Here is a 2,697-nt window from a genome sequence, read left to right as displayed (position 1 = left end):
TAGCCAAGTGGTAAGGCAGAGGTCTGCAAAACCTTAATCGTCGGTTCGACTCCGATCCCCGCCTTAGGCTTAGCGGCCATAAGTGAAATAGCATGGCGGTGTGGCGGAATTGGCAGACGCGTCAGACTCAAAATCTGGTGTCCATTACGGACGTATCGGTTCGACCCCGATCACCGCTATATTCAGACGACTCTTCGGAGTCGTTTTTTTTTGTGCTTTTTAACAAAGGCAGGTGGAAAAAGTTCTTTTTTATCCTTTTTTGGCCAAAAAGGCTTGCATAAAAAGCTTAGAGTGCTAATATAGATAACATATCAATGAAAACGAATTCTGGAAAGGAGTACAGGGCATGACAAAGGCAAGCATCAACACGTGCAGGCGATACGGTGTCGTTGGTAAGGCGAACCGGATTTTGTCATGCTCAGGCTCTTTGAAGGCATAAGAAGCATCGGAATTGTGACCTGTGTGGCAGTGCTGCTGTAAAGTTTTTTCTGTTCGCGCCAATGGCATCGTTAACTGGAAACCGTTAATTGTTTGTGCGAGGTATTGGAATTGAACAAGGGAAAATCTTTATTGGCTGGCGCTGTCGTTTTGTTTTCGGGGGCCTTTTTGACGGCCTGCGGGGAAAGCAAGGGGTCAGCAAAGCAGGAACTTAACTGGATGACGTCAGCGGAAATCATCACCATGGATCCGTCCAAAGCAACGGATTCAACGTCGTTTACGCAGATGGAAAACACAATGGAGGGGCTCTACCAGCTGGGCAAGGACAACCAGGTCAAGCAGGCCCTGGCAACCAAGGCCGTGCAGAGCAAGGACGGGCTGACCTGGACCTTTACTCTTCGTAAGAATGCCAAATGGTCCAACGGTGATCCCGTCCTGGCGAAAGACTTCGTTTACTCCTGGCAGCGGACCGTCAACCCGAAGACGGCATCCCAGTACAGCTACATCTTCTCGGGCATCAAGAATGCTGACGCGATCGTGGCCGGCAAGAAAAAGGCCAGCAGCCTGGGCGTCAAAGCGGTCGGCAAGTACAAGCTGGTCGTTAAACTGGAGCATAAGCTGCCATATTTCAAGCTTTTGATGGCTTTCCCAGTCTTTTTCCCGGAAAACCAACACGCGGTTGAGAAATACGGGAGCAAGTTCGGCACCTCATCCAAGACGACCGTCTTTAACGGCCCGTTCGTCCAAAAAGGCTGGACCGGCTCAAACCTGTCTTGGAAGATCGTCAAGAACAAGTCATATTGGAACAAGCAGGCAGTCAAGCTGCAGCAGGTCAGCTTCACGGTTGAAAAGTCGCCGTCAACTGCCTACAACCTCTACCAGGACGGCAAGCTGGATACGGCGATCCTGAGCTCCCAGGCATCCAAGAACCTGCAAAAGCAGGCCGGCTACGTGATCAGAAAGAACAACAGCACGACCTACATGCAGTTCAACACCAAATTGGCCAAATTCAAGAGCAGCAAGCTGCGCCAGGCGGTCTCCATGGCTCTTAACCGCCAGGCCCTGGCCAAGACCTTGGGCGGTGGTTTTACCGGTGCTGTGACCTTTACGGCAGCAGACATGACCAAGGTGAACGGCCAGGACTTCACCGACCTGGCCCAGAGCAAGACCAGCAAGCAGGTCACCAGCTACCACAAGAAACTAGCTCAGAAGACTTTTAAGGAAGCCTTGAAGGACTTGAAGCTGCAGAAGTTGTCCTTCACCTTGCTGACGGCCGACGACGACAGCTCCAAGGCAATCGGGGAATACATCCAGAGCGCCCTGGAGACGGCATTTGGCAAGCAGATCTCCGTCAAGGTGCAGAGCCTGCCGACCAAGTCCCAGTTCTCCAAGATGGACAGCGGCAATTTTGAAGCCTGCGTGAGCGGCTGGAGCGCCGATTTCGCCGACCCGATCTCTTTTTTGGACTGCATGACCTCGACCAACAGCTACAATTCCGGCAAATGGTCCAACAAGCAGTATGACCAGTTAATCGCCAAGTCCAAGACGGTTTCTTCCAGCAGCCAGCGGATGAAGCTTCTGGCCAAAGCCGAAAACATTCTGATGACCGATCAAGGGGTTACGCCACTGGTGCAGTCAGGCAGCGCCTGGATGCTGAATACCAAGGTCAAGGGTTTGATCTACAATGGCAGCTACTACTTTGAATATGCTTATCTAGAGTAAAAAGTCCAAAGCGCATGATTGTTCAAAAAAGGCGCTTATGTTATACTGAAGGGGAATTGATCATGTACTGGAGGAACAAACAATGAAAGATTCGAATTCTTTTGTCTACAATGTCTGGCTGATCATTCTCCTGGTTGCCGCTTATGTCTGGCCGATCTTTGGGCTGGTGCCGGCTATTTACCTGTTCACCAAGCGCAATGATGACCAGCTCAAGCAGATGAAAGGCTGGATCAGCCTGTCTTTGATCTGGCAGATCGTGCTTTGGCTGCTTTTGATCATCGCAGTGGTCGCTTTCGTCGCATCTCGGTCAGCGCAAATTAGTCAATCCATGCAAAAATGCCCGCTAGTCATGCGACTAGTGATGTGACCCCCAAAATTGGGACAAATTAGTATTACGCCGTTAAGGTTGTTAGAACATGATTCCGATATTCAATCGGGGTCATGTTTTTTCGTCCTGTTTTGATTCTTACGTTGTTGTAGTAATCGATATATTTGTGAATAGCTTGTTCAATCTCATTTAGGTCTTTGTATTTGTGC

At 50.0% G+C, this 2,697-nt stretch carries 3 protein-coding genes and 1 tRNA gene; 3 read left to right on the top strand and 1 reads right to left on the bottom strand.

Annotated elements, in window-relative coordinates; translation table 11 throughout:
• The first annotated feature begins 94 nt into the window (after nucleotides 1-94).
• From lacNas_RS06810 to lacNas_RS06800, 3 genes are all read left to right on the top strand, one after another.
• Nucleotides 95-179: transfer RNA gene (locus lacNas_RS06810), tRNA-Leu, on the top strand.
• 364 nt (nucleotides 180-543) lie between these two features.
• Nucleotides 544-2,160, top strand: coding sequence for a peptide ABC transporter substrate-binding protein (locus tag lacNas_RS06805; RefSeq protein ID WP_201330288.1), 1,617 nt, complete (start codon nucleotides 544-546; stop codon nucleotides 2,158-2,160).
• An 82-nt stretch (nucleotides 2,161-2,242) separates the two neighbouring features.
• Complete coding sequence (locus tag lacNas_RS06800) at nucleotides 2,243-2,527, top strand: hypothetical protein (protein ID WP_201330289.1); 285 nt, start codon at nucleotides 2,243-2,245, stop codon at nucleotides 2,525-2,527.
• A 25-nt stretch (nucleotides 2,528-2,552) separates the two neighbouring features.
• Here lacNas_RS06800 and lacNas_RS06795 read toward each other — a convergent pair.
• Nucleotides 2,553-2,697: IS3 family transposase (locus lacNas_RS06795; RefSeq protein ID WP_201330101.1), on the bottom strand; the 145-nt coding region annotated here is incomplete at its 5' end.

Source organism: Lactobacillus nasalidis (genome assembly GCF_016587775.1).
GTDB lineage: Bacteria > Bacillota > Bacilli > Lactobacillales > Lactobacillaceae > Lactobacillus > Lactobacillus nasalidis.
Note: the sequence above shows the minus strand (reverse complement) of the source record. Positions and strands in the feature narration are given on the sequence as shown.